17 protein-coding genes are annotated in these 15,806 nt (G+C 50.4%); 7 read left to right on the forward strand and 10 right to left on the reverse strand.

The window, feature by feature from the left end:
* Positions 1-15: 15 nt before the first annotated feature.
* Genes CWE11_RS03825 through CWE11_RS03840 form a run of 4 tightly spaced genes read right to left on the reverse strand, consistent with a single transcriptional unit; the run spans position 16 to position 5,820 of the window.
* Entirely contained in the window at positions 16-1,770 is a 1,755-nt protein-coding gene (locus CWE11_RS03825) for an amino acid ABC transporter ATP-binding/permease protein (protein WP_198675589.1), read from the reverse strand.
* Positions 1,751-3,388 (reverse strand): ABC transporter transmembrane domain-containing protein, encoded by a 1,638-nt coding sequence (locus CWE11_RS03830; RefSeq protein WP_126776294.1) that lies wholly within the window; start codon positions 3,386-3,388, stop codon positions 1,751-1,753. The genes CWE11_RS03825 and CWE11_RS03830 overlap by 20 nt, the downstream gene beginning before the upstream one ends.
* 12 nt (positions 3,389-3,400) lie before the next feature.
* Positions 3,401-4,405 carry a cytochrome d ubiquinol oxidase subunit II gene (gene cydB / locus CWE11_RS03835; RefSeq protein WP_126776295.1) on the reverse strand — a complete coding sequence of 335 codons (1,005 nt, stop codon included), beginning with the start codon at positions 4,403-4,405 and terminating at the stop codon, positions 3,401-3,403.
* On the reverse strand, positions 4,405-5,820 hold the full coding sequence (locus tag CWE11_RS03840) for a cytochrome ubiquinol oxidase subunit I (RefSeq protein WP_126776296.1): 1,416 nt from the start codon (positions 5,818-5,820) through the stop codon (positions 4,405-4,407). Before CWE11_RS03840 ends, cydB begins: the two co-directional genes overlap by 1 nt.
* A gap of 113 nt (positions 5,821-5,933) precedes the next feature.
* On the opposite strand from CWE11_RS03840, the gene CWE11_RS03845 reads away from it, so the two are divergent.
* Complete coding sequence (locus CWE11_RS03845) at positions 5,934-6,818, forward strand: MBL fold metallo-hydrolase (protein WP_126776297.1); 885 nt, start codon at positions 5,934-5,936, stop codon at positions 6,816-6,818.
* Positions 6,819-6,867: 49 nt separating this feature from the next.
* On the forward strand, positions 6,868-7,677 hold the full coding sequence (locus CWE11_RS03850) for a TlpA disulfide reductase family protein (protein WP_126776298.1): 810 nt from the start codon (positions 6,868-6,870) through the stop codon (positions 7,675-7,677).
* A 1-nt stretch (position 7,678) separates the two neighbouring features.
* Here CWE11_RS03850 and CWE11_RS03855 read toward each other — a convergent pair whose 3' ends face one another.
* The 5 genes from CWE11_RS03855 to CWE11_RS03875 form a co-directional block, all read right to left on the reverse strand.
* Complete coding sequence (locus tag CWE11_RS03855; RefSeq protein WP_126776299.1) at positions 7,679-8,878, reverse strand: vWA domain-containing protein; 1,200 nt, start codon at positions 8,876-8,878, stop codon at positions 7,679-7,681.
* Positions 8,879-9,739, reverse strand: a complete 861-nt coding sequence (locus tag CWE11_RS03860) for an AAA family ATPase (RefSeq protein WP_126776300.1) — start codon at positions 9,737-9,739, stop codon at positions 8,879-8,881.
* Positions 9,740-9,836: 97 nt separating this feature from the next.
* A complete protein-coding gene (locus tag CWE11_RS03865; protein ID WP_126776301.1) occupies positions 9,837-10,037 on the reverse strand; it encodes a DUF3185 family protein in 201 nt (66 codons plus the stop codon).
* A gap of 129 nt (positions 10,038-10,166) precedes the next feature.
* A complete protein-coding gene (locus CWE11_RS03870; RefSeq protein WP_126776302.1) occupies positions 10,167-11,228 on the reverse strand; it encodes an alpha/beta hydrolase in 1,062 nt (353 codons plus the stop codon).
* Positions 11,229-11,276: 48 nt separating this feature from the next.
* Positions 11,277-11,609 (reverse strand): DUF3392 domain-containing protein, encoded by a 333-nt coding sequence (locus CWE11_RS03875; RefSeq protein ID WP_241971720.1) that lies wholly within the window; start codon positions 11,607-11,609, stop codon positions 11,277-11,279.
* Positions 11,610-11,740: 131 nt separating this feature from the next.
* Between CWE11_RS03875 and xthA the strand changes: the two genes are divergently transcribed.
* Positions 11,741-12,553, forward strand: a complete 813-nt coding sequence (gene xthA, locus CWE11_RS03880; RefSeq protein ID WP_126776303.1) for an exodeoxyribonuclease III — start codon at positions 11,741-11,743, stop codon at positions 12,551-12,553.
* An 83-nt stretch (positions 12,554-12,636) separates the two neighbouring features.
* Here the strand turns inward: xthA and yfbV are convergent, their stop codons facing one another.
* Positions 12,637-13,062: a terminus macrodomain insulation protein YfbV gene (gene yfbV / locus CWE11_RS03885; RefSeq protein ID WP_126776304.1), complete on the reverse strand. Its 426-nt coding sequence runs from the start codon at positions 13,060-13,062 to the stop codon at positions 12,637-12,639.
* A 254-nt stretch (positions 13,063-13,316) separates the two neighbouring features.
* Between yfbV and CWE11_RS03890 the strand changes: the two genes are divergently transcribed.
* Genes CWE11_RS03890 through CWE11_RS03905 form a run of 4 tightly spaced genes read left to right on the forward strand, consistent with a single transcriptional unit; the run spans position 13,317 to position 15,775 of the window.
* Complete coding sequence (locus tag CWE11_RS03890) at positions 13,317-13,664, forward strand: arsenate reductase (RefSeq protein ID WP_126776305.1); 348 nt, start codon at positions 13,317-13,319, stop codon at positions 13,662-13,664.
* Complete coding sequence (dapE, locus tag CWE11_RS03895) at positions 13,661-14,830, forward strand: succinyl-diaminopimelate desuccinylase (RefSeq protein ID WP_126776306.1); 1,170 nt, start codon at positions 13,661-13,663, stop codon at positions 14,828-14,830. The genes CWE11_RS03890 and dapE overlap by 4 nt, the downstream gene beginning before the upstream one ends.
* On the forward strand, positions 14,820-15,581 hold the full coding sequence (locus CWE11_RS03900; RefSeq protein WP_126776307.1) for a M15 family metallopeptidase: 762 nt from the start codon (positions 14,820-14,822) through the stop codon (positions 15,579-15,581). Before dapE ends, CWE11_RS03900 begins: the two co-directional genes overlap by 11 nt.
* Complete coding sequence (locus CWE11_RS03905) at positions 15,578-15,775, forward strand: DUF2897 family protein (RefSeq protein ID WP_126776308.1); 198 nt, start codon at positions 15,578-15,580, stop codon at positions 15,773-15,775. Before CWE11_RS03900 ends, CWE11_RS03905 begins: the two co-directional genes overlap by 4 nt.
* Positions 15,776-15,806 lie beyond the last annotated feature (31 nt).

Raw genomic sequence — 15,806 nt, forward strand, 5'->3', positions numbered from 1 at the left:
CATCAGCGTATCAAGTTATTTATCGGACAAGTTTGATGTGGAACAATCCAGCTTTGAAAGGGTGGCGCCGTGTAAGCGATACGCATCGGTGACCCTCGGCAGCATGGCGAGATCATGGGCCACCATCAATGAGGTACGGGAAGCGAGCCAATCAGAGAGCTTCCCTTTCAGTTTGTCGCGCAATACGGGATCAAGACCCGTAAAGGGCTCATCCAAGAAAACGACTGGGGAATCTTGTAAGAATAAACGGGCAAACTGAAGTCTTCTTGCCTCCCCCCCTGAGATATTTGCACCTTGGCTTTGTATCCTCGTGTGCAACCCACCTGCTCGATTTCGTGCCCATTCCGCGAGCTCAGCGAATTCAAGCGCCTCCCAGAGTTCATCATCACTCGCCTGAGGACGTGCGATTCGCAAGTTTTCAGCAAGCGTCCCCTGGAGAACCGTCGACTGCTGCTCGATGTAAGCGAGCCCCTGACGCCAGTCGTTAACCATGAATTTCGAGTCATCGAGCGCATGAAAGCGGCGTTGCACCTGACCTGATGTAACGTCCGAAAGGGCTGTTGCCATGCTGAGCAAACGACTTTTCCCGACGCCTGAGGTGCCAAGCACAGCAACCTGTTGGAATGGAAAAACACTGAAATTAAGGTCCGTCAAAATAAGCTTATTACGCTCTTTTAATGTCACCTGCTTGAAAGCAAGGACGGGGTCTGAAGGATTGGATTCACCGGTTGACACCGTTTGTTCGGAACCCTCCTCAGAGTCCTTACGGATCTCGTTCAGCCGCGTTGCAGATTGCAGAACATGACCAAAATGTTGCTGTTGCTCTGGGAGAGCTTGAAGCACTTCACTTAAGGCATAAATTGAGAAAAACAGCAGTGCGCCGATTGGCATTGAGAGCGTTTCTGCTCTGACCGCAAGGATAATATAAGCCAATCCGAGCCATACCCCACCTTGTGCAAAAAAGCTTGTACAGGCCTGCCAACGACGCAATGTGGCCAACCTTTTGTGATGCAGCACGATCAACCTATGTTGCACTGCAAGCATTTGATGACATGCATCGCTTTGGCTATGCGCGGCACAACGCTCGAGCATCCCCTCCACATAATCGAGCGCTTGCGCTCTAAAATACCGTTGAGCCGCTGCTTCTGCGGCACTCACGTTCATCGCACTCCGGCGCACTCCCCAAGTGGCGGCTAATAAGCTCAACAAAAGCATACCGATAATGAGCACAAGCCATAGTGTGCTATCCACTACAACCGCAACAACGCATGCGACAACAAAGGTGCTTAACCATGCAGAACGCCGTGGCGCACGCAGCCGCAAATACAGTGAATCCAGCTGACTCAAATCTGCGGTAAGTCGCTGGATCAGGTCGGCACTACGCAATTGCGTAAGATAACGATGAGGATGACTTACAATGCCTCGAAATAATGCCACCCGCCAATGCGTTTGCATGGCAAGTACTGCATTATGATGAACAACCCGTTCACCGTAGCGCCCAAGTGTTCGTGTCAGCGCCAGAGACCGAATAGCCGCCCCCGGCGTAAACACGTCAAACGCCACGATGACTCCAGCGCTTAGCAAGACGCCAGCCAAACCGGAGGCGAGAATAAACCATCCGGAAACAGCCAGAAGTCCAATGCCCGCAATAAGTGTGAGTGACAGCAGAAAAAAGCCCAGCAGAAACTGCGCCTGCTCTTGTTTGAGATCGCGCTGCCAAGGACCTAATATCGCATGCGCTGATTGCTCCTTAGACGGCGTTGTGCCCATGCGCATCCTCCGTGAAATGCATCTCCACTTCATGACCGCTGGGGCCACTTCCCGCGAAGGTGATCCGCTCAGTTGCGAGGCCATGTAAGTCTGCAATCCCAGTTTTGTGCGCAGCAATGACAAATGTTTGCCCCTTGCTCATGCGCTGTTGAATAAGTTGAAGCACTCGCTCGGCCGACTGTGTGTCTAGGGCCGCAAAAGGCTCATCAAGCACAATGGTGTAAGACATTGGTGCGAGTAAGCAACGTGCAATCGCGATACGCTTGGCTTCACCGCCGGATATATTTCTTCCCTGCTCGGACACCTCAATGTGTGCGAACCCATCAAGTCCAACGTTCTGGAGCATGGTGTCAATCTCATGCTCGCTTGCCGAAGGTTGATATAAGCGAAGATTATCCGCCACCGTGCCAGAAACGATCCAGGGCGTCTGGCGTTGCAGCGCGATGGGCACTTGAGAATTCAACGCAAATTGATGAAGCCACGTCGTTTTCCCACTTCCCGACGGTCCCTCCAGCAGAACAAACGAGCCGCTTGGCGGCGTTATGTCGCGCGAACTGCTGCCTGCGGCATCGTCTCGTTGACTTGAGGCGCTCTGTGCTGGCGCGTGCTCTTCTGCGAGCAACAGGGACGCACCGCCGAGCGCTGCCGCGCGATCATGATAAGCATGGGCAAATTGTCGCAAGGGCTGAAAAAACTCGGGAGCTAACATTAAAATCAAGATCCCCGAAAAAAGACTCAAGTCCGGCGCAGGTCCCCACGTAAGATAACCGAGTAAAGCAAAACCAATGTATATCGCAAGCGCAGCGATCGCGACAGCGGCAAAGAACTCGAGCACAGCAGAAGACAGAAATGCGACTCGGAGGGTCTTCATTTGCGTCTGCCGAAATGCATCAGACGCTTGGGCGATCTGACGGGTCGCTGCCTGTTCCTTGCGCAGGAGAAAAATCAAACTCAGGTTTCTCAATCGGTCGATAAATAGCGCTGAGAGATGCTGTAAACGCTCCATGTAGCGAGTGTTCAATCGTTCCGCACCCATCCCAACAAGCGCCATAAAAATGGGAATGAGCGGTGCGGCAAGCGCCAGAAAAATTGCAGCAACCCAGTCATGCAGGAGTACAATGACAAAAATCACGAAAGGCACGACGAACATTGCGGTGCGCAGAGGGAGATAGCGGGTGAAATAGTTGAGTAAAGCATCGACGGGCTCAAGAGCGACCTGCGCCGACTTAGCCGACAGGGCACGGGCTGAGCGCTCGCAACGCACTTGCCACGCATTAAACAGTCGCTCACGTGCTTTTTGAATCGTTTTCAGACTCGCCGATGTGTGGACTGCATCCGAGCGTTCTTGCGCAAGTAAACGGATCAGGAGCGCACAGCCGCCGACCACAAACACGGTCCAGCCCGACAGAATCTCCTCGCCGGGAACCGGGCTTTGTGCTAACCAACCGAGCAGCCAGGCAGCACTGACCAACTGGGCGATAAGCGCAAAACTGCCCAGTAATTGCCAAGCATTCCCTTGCCAACGAAGATGCCGTGCCGCGTGACCGATCGCCGCCAAATAGTGTTGCTCAGCGGCGTATCCGTTACGCTTCGCTTGATGTACAGGGCGTCGACTCATAGATTTACTCGTCTAATGATAGCCCGCCCCTGCTTTTACCTTGCCGCGAAAGACCCAGTATGTCCATGCGGTATACACCAACACGATGGGGATGACGAACAACAGACCAAGCAAGAGGAACAGCTGCGATTCATGTGCCGACGCTGCATCCCACAAGGTATAATTCGGCGGGACGACATAGGGAAACTTGCTCGCAATAAGCCCCAGATACGTGAAGATAAACATCCCCATGGTTGCCACAAACGGTGAACCATCGCGTCGCTGATGGAGTGACCGAACTAACCAGAGTGCACAGAGCAACGCAAGCAATGGGAATAGCCAAATATAACTGATACCCGCAAACCAGCGCTCCGCGACTGATGCCTGCACAAAAGGAGTCCATACGCTCACCAGTGCAAATACGACAAGGACAGCGATCAAGAGCCATGGCGTGATGCGGTACGCCCAAGCCTGAATATCACCCTCCGATTTCATAATCAGCCAGGTTGAACCGAGTAATGCATATCCAGCGATTAGTCCAAACCCAGTCATTACGGTAAAGGGGGTAAGCCAATCGAGAGCGCCCCCCACATACGAAAAGTCCTCAACTGCGAACCCCTGAATGTACGCACCTACCACAGCGCCCTGGGCAAAGGCCGCGACGGTCGAGCCTATTGCGAAAGACCAATTCCACAAATATTTGGAAGTTTTGGCTTTAAACCGAAATTCGAACGCCACGCCCCGAAAAATAAGTCCCGCGAGCATTAAGAACACACCAATGTATAGTGCTGGTAAAAATACGGCATACACCAAGGGAAATGCCGCAAGCAAACCAGCTCCACCAAGGATCAGCCAGGTCTCATTGCCATCCCAAACAGGTGCCACAGAATTCATCATGACGTCCCGCGCATCCTCTGATGGGGCAAACGGAAAGAGAATCCCCTGCCCCAAATCAAATCCATCCATCAGAACATACATGATGATCCCAAACGCAATGATGACTGCCCATATAATCGTCAAGTCAAATACTGGTTCCATTACGCTTTTCCTCCATCCGTTTGTTCCTCTTCCCAATCGGCATCTGCCGCAGACAGGGGACGTTTCGGCCGCTGATGGGATGACTCTTTGGCGACTTCAGCTTCCGAGGGCACGCCTTTTTGCATCACACGCAGAAGGTAATACACGCCTGCACTGAATACGAAAGCGTACACCACGATATATCCGACAAGTGTGAAGAGCGCCATGCCCCCAGTGAGCGAGGGAGTAAGCCCTTCGCTATGGGTCATCACGCCGTAAATCAGCCAGGGTGCACGGCCAACTTCAGTCACGAACCATCCAGCGAGAACGGCAATAAACGGCGTGATTGCCATCCACTTCAAGCCTACCAGGAACCAAGGGGTCGAGGCATACGCTTGTTTTCGCCGTAAAACGAGCCCCGTCACCGCAAAAAACAACATGAGTAAACCAATACCGACCATAATTCGAAATGCAAAGAAAACAATCGCGACCGGCGGCTGTAACTCGCGCGGGACTTCATTTAATCCTGGAACTTCACCATCAACATCTTTCGTCAACAACCAACTTGCCAAGCCCGGTACCGCAACTTCAAACCGATTCCGTTGATTGGCTTGGTCCGGGATAGCAAACAGGACCAAGGGTGCGTTGGTTTTGGTTTCCCACGCGCCTTCCATCGCGGCAACCTTCATGGGTTGATGCTCGAAGGTGTTCAATCCATGGCTGTGACCCACATAAATTTGCGCAGGTACCGCAAACAGAATGAGCCACAAGGACATCGAAAGTGCTTTGCGGTGAACGTCCCTATCTCTATTTCGCAAAATGAACCAAGCGCTGACACCACAGACAACAAACGCGCCGGTTAAGAACGAAGCGATCCCCATGTGGAAAAAGCGTGGCCATAAACTGGGATTAAAAATAGCCTCACTCCAGCTGGTCACAAAAACCAAACCATCACGAAACTCGACACCCGCCGGCGTATGCATCCAGCTGTTTGCAGAGAGAATCCAAAATGATGAAATCATGGTTCCTACTGCAACCATGACGGCAGAGAAGAAATGGACGCCCTGCGGGACTTTTCCACGACCGAACAGGAGAACACCGAGGAATGCGGCTTCAAGGAAGAATGCGGTCACGACTTCATAGCTGAGCACCGGTCCCAAGAAATTCGCAGCGCTGTAGGAAAAAATACTCCAGTTGGTCCCAAACTGGAATGCCATGACAATGCCAGAAACCACGCCCATCCCGAATACGACCGCAAACACTTGCACCCAGAATCGCGACAAGCGCCCCCACTTGGGGTCACCCGTTTTAAACGAGAGCCCTTCAAGAAGTGCGATAAATGCGGCAAGACCAATGGTAAAAACAGGAAATATGGCGTGAAATGAAACGACAAATGCAAATTGAATTCGCGACAATAACAGCGGATCGAACTCCATGGTAAGCTCCTTTTGTTAAGCACGCGCTAAGTACGGCTGATGCTTCCCTTACCATATACCAAAGTGTTACGTTCCTGTACAGTAGATCAAAATAGCGACGTGACAGGTTTTCTATGTATTCCTACGCATTTTCCACTTTTTTTGTTCACGGATTCTTGGATTCTGAGAGCGAAACCTTCTCGTATGTGGTGTACGACAAAACCACCCAAGACGCCGTCATTATCGATCCTGTTCTGGATTTTGATTACGCCTCAGGTCACACAAAGACCACAGGCGCGGATACAATCTTGGAATTTATTGCGAGCCATCATCTTCGTGTTCATCGTATTCTTGAGACCCACGCCCATGCAGATCATCTCTCGGCAGCACCGTACCTAAAACAAAAAACGGGTGCGCGGATTGGCATTGGTGAACATATTCGTGATGTTCAAGCAATTTTCAAAGACGTTTTCCATTTTGAGAAAGAATTTTTGCCGAACGGTACTCAATTCGACGACTTGTTTTCGGATCATGAAGAATTTACCGCGGGAAGCCTGAAGTTCCGGGTCATTCATACGCCTGGACATACACCTGCGGATATCGCCTACATCATCAACGAGGAGGCTGTCTTCGTAGGAGATACCCTTTTCATGCCAGATGTTGGGACCGCACGGTGTGACTTTCCTGGCGGGTCCAGCGCAACGCTATTTGACTCCATTCAAAAGTTACTCGCACTTCCAGCCGATATGCAGCTGTTTATTTGTCACGATTACCCACCGAAAGGACGTGAACACGAGTGCCAGACGACTGTTGAAGCCCAAGCGAATACGAATATCCATGTGGGAGGGAATGCCTCCAAAGCAGCATTTGTCGAAAAACGGGATGCGCGCGATGCGACTTTAGCCATGCCTAAATTGATCATTCCATCGGTACAAGTCAACGTGCGGGCCGGGTACTTCCCGCCCGCTGAAAGCAATGGGGTAACCTACTTAAAAATCCCTATTGATCATTTGCGTTAATTCACAACCGTAGAAAACACTTCGCTAAAAATAATAACTAGGAAAAATTATGTCATACACAATTGGCCCTTTTGCCTTCGCGACCGTCCACCTTATTTTCTTTGCGGCGTTACTGGTGATTTTTGGACTGGCTTGGATTCTTGGTCGTATCAAGGCCATCCGTGTCACTGATGCAGTTTTCAACGTCGTCGCGGCAGGGCTTTTGATCGCTCGGGCAAGTTTTGTTATTCGCTATTTTGAAATGTATGCCGCTGCGCCGTGGCAAATTCTGAACGTTCGGGATGGCGGGTTTGATTTGTGGGCAGGCGTGATTGCTGGCGCGCTCGTGGCGGGGTACGAGATTTTCAAGAACAGGCCATTGGCCAAGCCACTCCTAATCTCCTGTGTCGTCGGGGCCATTACCTGGGGAAGTCTCAATGGGCTGTACCAACATAAATATGGTCAAAAGCTATTTATTCCTGAAGTCCGTGTAACAACCCTCGATGATCACCCGGTTTTTTTGCATCGTGCGTACCGTGGACAACCGGTTGTCATGAATTTATGGGCCACGTGGTGCCCACCCTGCGTGCGTGAAATGCCGTTGCTCGAAGACGCGCAAACACGTTATCCCGGAGTGGCTATTGTCATCGTGAACCAAGGTGAGTCGGCAACCTTAGTGCGCGAGTTTATGGAAGAGCAAGGGCTTGAAATTGACCAAAATCTCCTCGATCGCAACAACGATTTGGGCAACACCATTGGCTCATTTGCGTTACCCACGACACTCTTTTTCGATAAACATGGCATGTTGATCGATACCCATGTTGGGGAGTTCTCCGCGGCTCGCCTGCACCAAGCAATTCAAGCCATCACGAGGGAATAAGTTAGACCGATGAAGGCAAGCCAGACCCTTTGTGCAGGAGGAGTTGCGTTGCCTCCTGCAGCCCGCTTAATGTGAGTGGAACCATCCGCCCGTTCATGATATCCCGTACCATCTGAATGGAGTGATAATAAGGCCAACGCACCATGGGTTGTGGATTCAACCATACTGCGTGCGAAAAGTGCTGAAGCAAACGCTGCAGCCAAACCTGCCCAGGTTCCTCATTCCAATGCTCCACACTACCGCCGGGGTAGGCTATTTCATAAGGCCCCATAGTTGCATCGCCAACAAAGATTAACTTGTAATCGCGGCTATAGGTGTTGATCAACTCGCGGATCGGGATCTGCTCTTGATAGCGACGCTGATTCGACTTCCAAACCCCTTCATACACGCAGTTGTGAAAGTAGTAATATTCCAAATGCTTGAACTCTGCGCGGACGGCATCAAACAATTGTTGGCACTCGTAGATGTAGTCATCCATCGACCCACCAACATCAAATAAAATCAGTACTTTTACCGCATTGTGGCGTTCGGGCTGATAGCGCAAATCCAACAAACCACCCTGTTGGCCGGTGGCGCGAATGGTTTCCGGCAAATCGAGCTCTGTCGCTGCCCCTGTTCGTGCGAAGCGACGGAGCTTTCTCAAAGCAATCTTCAGGCTCCGGTTATTGAGTTCCTCATCGGTGTCGAGATCGCGAAACTCGCGTTTATCCCATACCTTAACGGCACGCCGTGCGTTACTGCCCTCCTGCCCTACACGAATCCCTTCCGGATGAAACCCATAGGCACCAAAGGGTGACGTGCCGCCGGTACCGATCCATTTGTTGCCGCCCGCATGGCGCTTTTGCTGTTCTTGCAGTCGCTCACGGAACGCCTTGAGAAGTTCTTCGAGACCACCAAGGCTTTGCAGCTTCGCTTTCTCTTCCTCCGTTAATTGACGTTGGAGAGAATTTATCAGCCATTCTTGCGGAATCTGCTGCGCGAGATCCACCGCGTGAACCCCTTCAAAGTAAGCCGCAAAAGCGCGATCAAAGCGGTCATACTGGCTTTCGTCCTTCACCAACGTCAGACGCGCAAGATAATAGAATGCCTCGATATCCCCAAACACGACCTGCTTCTCAAGTGCATCGAGCAAATCGAGTAACTCGGTGATGCTGGTTTTCAACCCTTCTTGTCGGAGTTGTGCAAAGAACTGGATGAGCATTTAACGTCCCTGCCGGCGGGCCATAAACGCAAGCTTTTCTACTAGGGTGACATCCTGCTCATTTTTGAGCAACGCCCCGAATAATGGCATCAGGCCACCTTGCTCGTGCGCTGCTTTGAGCGTTTCCGGCGAAATATCCTCGGCGAGCAAAAGCTTCAACCAATCTAGAAGCTCTGATGTTGATGGTTTTTTCTTCAGATTGGGTGCCTCACGCAATTCGAAAAAGATCTCGAGGGCGACACTGAGTAAGCGCTGTTGAATCTGGGGAAAGTGGACTTGCACAATTGCCGCTAAGGTCGCCTCATCTGGAAACCGGATGTAATGAAAGAAGCAGCGCCGCAAAAAAGCATCTGGAAGCTCCTTTTCATTATTCGACGTGATAATCACAATAGGCCGATGCACAGCTTTGATCTGCTCTCCAGTCTCATATACAGCAAATTCCATCTGGTCGAGCTCATGCAAAAGATCATTCGGAAATTCAATGTCCGCTTTATCGATTTCATCGATCAGCAACACGGGCCGCTTTTCTGCAGTAAACGCCTGCCACAATTTTCCGGGCTTAATGTAGTTGCGAATATCATGGACTTTCTCACTACCTAGCTGACTGTCGCGCAACCGTGAGACTGCATCATACTCATAGAGTCCCTGCTGGGCTTTGGTGGTTGATTTAATGTGCCAACGGAGCAATTCGGTATTTAGGCTCTGAGCGAGCTCTTCAGCAAGACGCGTTTTGCCGGTTCCCGGCTCGCCCTTGATGAGGAGCGGTTTCTCGAGGGTGACGGCAGCATTGACCGCCAGCGCAAGCTCACTGGAAACAATATAGGACTCGGTGCTTTGAAAATCAGACCCGCCGTTGCGCATGAAAACTCCTCGGAATAATGGGAAAAGAAGGAAATAAGAAGGGGCCATGATAGCAAAATCATGGCCCCTTCCTAAATGCTTTGGAGAAAATCGTGCGTTACTTTTTCCCGACGAATAGTCCACCGATACCGACAATGACCAAGACCGCACCAATAATTAAAAACCACATCGCATTGTCCGTTGGTTGGCCGGTAAATACTTCACTGACCTCGGACGCTACCGATTGTTTTTCTTGCCAACCGAAGTACAACACAATTGCGCCAGCAACCAAGATAGCTAGGGATACAAACTTATTCATTGTTGTTCTCTCCTTGTAGTTGTCGTCATGACAGTTTTAAGCCTAGCTAAAGTTAACTAGAATTCCAGTAACGAAAAGATCTTTATTTTTCATTTACATAGCGAAGCGTTCTGTGGCTTACCACATGGTTTACCATGATTGCACTGCATCACGAATGCCACCGGATTCGATCAATTCCGCCAGTTCATCCGCCATCCGATACCCCGCATCGGTAGCGTCTTGCCAAAATTTTTGCCGTGTCGCCACGTCCAAATTGGCGAAGTCATGCCGATCCGGAATTTTCTTATACGGTAACGCTTCAATAAACGCCTGAGTAGGCATCAAGGTGACGACATTCGGCCATTGTGCTCCTGAAACACGCCGTTTCAGATTTTTGTCAAACCACCCGGGAATGACTTCTCGCTGAAAATGCGGGTACAGCACAAGACCTTTTTGATCGCTAAAGGGCAAGTCAAAATGATAGTCCGTTACCCCGCCATCGCGGTAGACTCCCGGCGGCGCGCCGGGAATATCACGAACCCCAGACAGAACCATCGGAATGGAGCCGGTGGCTAACAAGGCAAGTCGGAAGTTTTCTTTCGTCAATGTGACATGCTGCGTGGGCAAATCTATCCAGTCTTTTCCAAGCGGAGTTGCCGCTTTCGGATGATGAAACACCACGCGGTCAAAGCTATGACGGAGTGTCTTACGGGAAACAATATTCAACAGAGCAGCAGCCGCTAAACTAACCCCTTGCAGCAGGCGGTTCTCGGAAGCGCCTACCCCACGGCTGCGGACCACAATCATGTGATGCAAAAACTTGTCTTGTGACAAAATTTCATCGATCGCTTCATCTGTCACGTATTCATTCAACAACTCGATCGCTTTATCCGTGATCTCTCGGACATCCGGTTTTTCTGAATACACAGTGCCCCGATAGAGCCGCGAGAATAGCGCACTCGCCTCGGTTGCATCGCTTCGGCCAAGGCTTGCGAAGCGCCAAGCACCCGCGGAGGTACCAAGAAGATGCAGTGGCTCTTCTTTGTCCTGAAAAAAATCACCAAACAGATAATGATCGAGCCCCTGTAAAATAAACCATTTAGGGCCGCCGGATGCTCCGAGCAATAGGCTCACATCGCTAGCTTTTAAGCCGTGTTCTTGAATATGTGTTCGAGCCGTTGCGCCGGCTTTGATGTCGATCCATTTTGTCATTTCAAGACAATCCTTTCGTTGGGTACGCAGAGCAGTCAGCGCAAGGTATCAACACCGTTTTCGCTCTGCAATCATGCCAAGGCCAATCATGATACCAAGAATTAGAACCCCCAAGTAGCGCGAAGACACTTGCGCGAGCTGAAAATGCAGAAACGGTGCCAACCAGTTGAGCAGTAGCCCATAACCAAATGCACACAACAGAACAAACACGGTCGTGCGCACCACAAAGTGATAGGTTTGTACCTGATTTCGCACAATCCGGTTGATGTCACCGCCCCAAATGACCAGAACAGTCGCTGAAATCATCATAGATACATAAAACAGATGACCGCGTATCCAACTACCAAAGGAAATCAAAATATCGTCCAGAATCGGAATCATAAAAATATCTCTTCTTAAATTTGAAGTTCACGCTCGGAATGGGAAGTTGTCCCAACAAACATCGAAGGGGCTGCAACCACTGCAGTGCAATGGTATGCTGTTACCCATGTTTTCAAAAGCCTAAAAACGCCATGAAATTTATCAGTTTTAACATCAATGGAATTCGCGCACGCCTGCATCAACTGCAAGCCTTGATTGACAAACACCAACCGGACGTTATCGGACTGCAAGAGACCAAAGTCCATGATGACGCCTTCCCTCTGGCGGACGTCGAGGCCATGGGCTATCAGGTTTATTACTTCGGACAAAAGGGCCACTATGGTGTTGCCTTATTGACCAAACTCCCAACCGACGAGGTAACCTATGGTTGGCCGGGTGACGATCACGATGCGCAACGCCGGATGATTATGGCGACGGTAACAAGTCCGGAAGGTGAACGAATCCGTGTGATGAATGGATACTTCCCACAAGGCGAATCCCGTGATCATCCGATCAAGTTTCCAGCGAAAGAGAAGTTCTATCAAGACCTCATGCACTACTTGAATACCGAGCTGAGTCCAGACGATCCAGTGATCTTGATGGGCGATATGAACATTTCCAGCACGGATCATGATATTGGCATTGGCGAGGACAATCGTAAGCGATGGTTGCGCACCGGTAAATGCAGTTTCTTACCGGAAGAACGTGAGTGGATGCAGCGTCTGTTGGATTGGGGATTCACCGATACCTTCCGAGAGCAAAACCCGGATGTGACTGACCAATTTAGTTGGTTTGACTACCGCTCACGGGGCTTTGACGATAACCGCGGACTTCGAATTGACTTGGTTCTCGCAACGCCAACCCTCGCCCAGCGGTGCGTTGATACTGGGATTGACTATGAGCTTCGCGGTATTGATAAACCCTCAGACCATGCCCCGATTTGGAGTACTTTTTCGCCAAAATAAGCACGCGAATGAAGCAACCGTACGAACGTATTGTCGAGAAAAAGGGAGCCGCTGCTGGCTCCCTTTTTTCATATTTACGATCATTATTGCTCTTCTGGTGGAAGCACCGCGAGCGCCTTGCGCAAAACCCGAGCAAGATCGATATAACAGGGTCCTTTGCGATGTCCCGGTAACCGGATATCCTCACCGGAATTATTCAATTTTTCTTTTAGCTCAAAATACCAATGTTTGAGCGGCGGAGGCAACATTGTGTAAGCACGCTTACCAAGCCAATAGTAGCCCTGCAAGGGGAGCACCAAAAGAAAGAGACTCGCGGCGACTATCTGAATCAAATAATCGGAGCCGAGGTATTGAAACTGCACAAAGAAATTAACTACTGCCGCGGCGGGGAGTAATTTTAGAGCCCAACGTGTGGCAGGAATAATTTGTGCCTCGGGCAGGTTGCCTACAATGGCGTGATTTGGCCAAGTTTTCATGTACTCGCGCCCATGCCGCAAAATTTTCCACATAAATTACCTCTTCATTCATTCACTCAGTGTCGCACAATCAAGCAAAAAAGATCAAAGATTAGGCAACTGCGCAATTCTCGAACACTCCACTTTAAATTTACATATCAATAACTTAATGACTTCACATCAGCTAATCAACAAGGTTATCCACAGAAAAAGTGGATACCTTTGAATAACTTCTCCGACTTTCGTTTTTTCTGATTTTGTGGCACTGTTTGCCCATCCTTTCCTTGATTGTATAAGGGCTCCACCCTATGAGCGCGGTGATGTTTGGTATCAAAAATTGTGACACGGTGAAGAAAGCACGCAAATGGCTTGACGCACAAGGTGTCGACTATGAATTTATCGATTTAAAAGCAGCGCCTCTCGCTGCGAGTACGCTTGAACATTGGATCCAAGCGGTCGGAACCGACACGCTGATCAACAAGCGTGGAACGACATGGCGCAAGCTCCCGGATGAAGACAAAGGCGAATTGACGCTGCCGCGCACCATTCACTTGTTACAAAGCCATCCAACAATAATCAAACGCCCAGTTCTCGTGAAAGAAGGTGATATCCTTGTGGGCTTCAACGAAGCGATTTGGCAGGGCTTTTTTGCATGAGCCAACACGACCATCCTACCCTCGCCCTTGCGCGCGACTTAATTGCACGGCCCTCAGTTACACCTGAAGATGCAGGCTGTCAAACACTCATGGCAGAGCGCTTGAAAGCGCTCGGCTTTGAGATTGAATCTTTAGTCTTTGAAGATACCACCAATATGTGGGCGCGGCGCAATCAATCTGGCCCGGTCTTTTGTTTCGCTGGCCACACCGATGTCGTGCCCCCCGGCGACCTTACAGATTGGGATACGGATCCCTTCATCCCAACAGACATTGACGGCGTTCTATACGGGCGTGGTGCCGCCGATATGAAAGGCTCCCTGGCCGCGATGATTGTTGCGACCGAGCGGTTTGTCACGGCTTATCCAGACCATGCGGGCAGCATCGCTTTTTTGATTACCAGTGATGAAGAAGGCCCGTTTATCAATGGAACCGTGCGGGTGATCGAAACCCTTGAGGCCCGCAACGAAAAGATTACGTGGTGCGTTGTTGGAGAGCCATCATCAACGGCCTACTGCGGCGATGTGGTAAAATACGGTCGACGAGGCAGCCTAACCGGATTTTTAACGGTTGAAGGTGTTCAAGGTCACGTCGCTTATCCGCATCTCGCGCGGAATCCTGTACACTTGGCCGCGCCGGCACTTGCTGAGCTTGCTGCCGAAACCTGGGACCACGGAAATGCAGCATTTCCACCGACCAGTTTTCAAATTGTAGATATTAAAGCAGGCACCGGGGCGACCAATGTGGTGCCCGGTCGCATGCGCGTGACCTTTAACTTACGCTTTAGCACAGAGTCTACAGCTGAAGGTTTGCAACAGCGCATTATCGACATTCTTGACCGCCATGAGCTGACGTACGGGCTTGATTGGATTGTGAATGGTCAGCCATTTCTAACAGAACAAGGTCCCTTGGTTGAAGCGACTAAATACGCAGTGCGAGATGTTATTGGAAAGACACCTGAGCTATCGACAGCTGGTGGAACTTCCGATGGACGCTTTATTGCACCGACAGGCGCACAGGTTTTAGAACTTGGTCCGGTGAACGCCAGTATTCATAAGGTCAATGAACACGTGTCGCATTCCGATTTGATTCACTTAACGGATATGTACGAGCGGATCTTAATTCGCATGCTCGTTGCACCGTCTGTGGCGGCAACAAATGGCGCATAAATCTGAATCCCGTATTCCACACCTTGCTCGTACGCAACTCTGTGGTATTGAGGCAGACCATTGTATTTCATTGTCAGACGCCCAATCCCGCGATGTGAAACTGCAACCTATGGTGGTTGATGCGTTTCAACAAATGGAAAAGGCGGCCGCGCAAGATGGGCTTTCCTTGGCCGTTGCCAGCGGGTTTCGGGATTTTTCCCGACAAGAAGGAATATGGAATCGTAAGGTGACATCTCGGTTCGCCGAGGAAAGCGATCTATCGCCCCGAGCTCGCTTAGACTCGATCTTGCGCTGGTCTGCGCTACCCGGTCTCTCGCGCCATCATTGGGGGACCGATTTGGATGTGTACGATCCGGTGAGCTTAGGCAACGACAAGCTGTTATTAGAGCCCTGGGAATATCGCCCTGGCGGTCATCAAGCGAAGCTTTTCACTTGGCTTGAACGCCATGCACATCTTTTTGGTTTTTATCGGCCATACCAAAATGAGCACGGACAAGGGGTGGCGCCTGAGCCATGGCATTGGTCCTTTGCGCCATTGGCCGTGAGATATCAAGAAGCGCTTTTAGCAGATGACGCGTTACCTTCATTTCTGCAGACGGAATACCAGCGGCGGAATCTTGCCGGCCACACACTGATTACCGCGGAACTTGGGGCACTTATTCAACGCTATATTGGGGAAGTTTCCCCACCATCGAATGCGGCGCTGAGCTACGTTCAGAACATCACGACACATCAAGGAACAAAGTTATGAGCTGGGGTGCTGCTATTATCATCATTCTCGCGGTTGGAATCATCTGGAGTAACGTGGTGTTACTCAAAAAAACCGCCCATATGAAGATGCCTGATCTGTTAAAGAAACAGCAACAAGATGAAAAAACGGAAGAACAAGAAAAACAAGAAGATTCCAAGCCATCAAAGAACGAGCCACCGAATTCGAAACCTTAAGCGAAAAAAGCCAACATAAAGTTGGCTTTCA

The organism is Aliidiomarina sanyensis (assembly GCF_003987175.1).
GTDB lineage: Bacteria > Pseudomonadota > Gammaproteobacteria > Enterobacterales > Alteromonadaceae > Aliidiomarina > Aliidiomarina sanyensis.